Origin of the sequence: Thalassobius vesicularis (assembly GCF_004799325.1) — a bacterium.
Lineage (GTDB): Bacteria > Pseudomonadota > Alphaproteobacteria > Rhodobacterales > Rhodobacteraceae > Thalassobius > Thalassobius vesicularis.
Window position 1 is genome coordinate 1 of record NZ_SSMD01000037.1, and the last position, 423, is coordinate 423.

Sequence of the window (423 nt, forward strand, 5' to 3'; positions counted from 1 at the left end):
CTGAATTTGCCGCTTGTCCACCAACTTCGAAGTCGAGACCAGGGGTTGTAGTCACCAAATCAGGGAGAAAACCCTCAGCCAGTTGAGCGGTGATAGCGTCAGCATTGCCGATGCGACCGTCTACGTCAGCAGCTACAGTCAGCGTTCGCAGGCCATTGCGTCGCGTGATGCCTCCCCATCCGCGTGCCTCGTCGATGGTAACGATGCTGGATAACGGCACAGCCCCTCCATCGGGCAGGGCAATTTCGAAGGCATTTAGGTCGGCGCGAGCAGCGCGATCATTGTCGGGCAGCCGCACTTCCAGATCCCAAGCCAGATCGCCGCGCCGGATTTCCGTAAGCTGCGTGCCAAGAAAGGCGGCACGAAGTTGGCCCGCCACTTCCGTGGCGGTCAGGCCAAGCGCCTCTGCCCCCGGCGATAGGG

The 423-nt window shown here is 61.2% G+C and carries 1 protein-coding gene; it reads right to left on the reverse strand.

Going from position 1 to position 423, the window contains the following annotated elements:
* Positions 1–423, reverse strand: a 423-nt coding sequence (locus E7681_RS18680; protein ID WP_136340769.1) for an efflux RND transporter permease subunit, incomplete at both ends; no start/stop codon positions are given.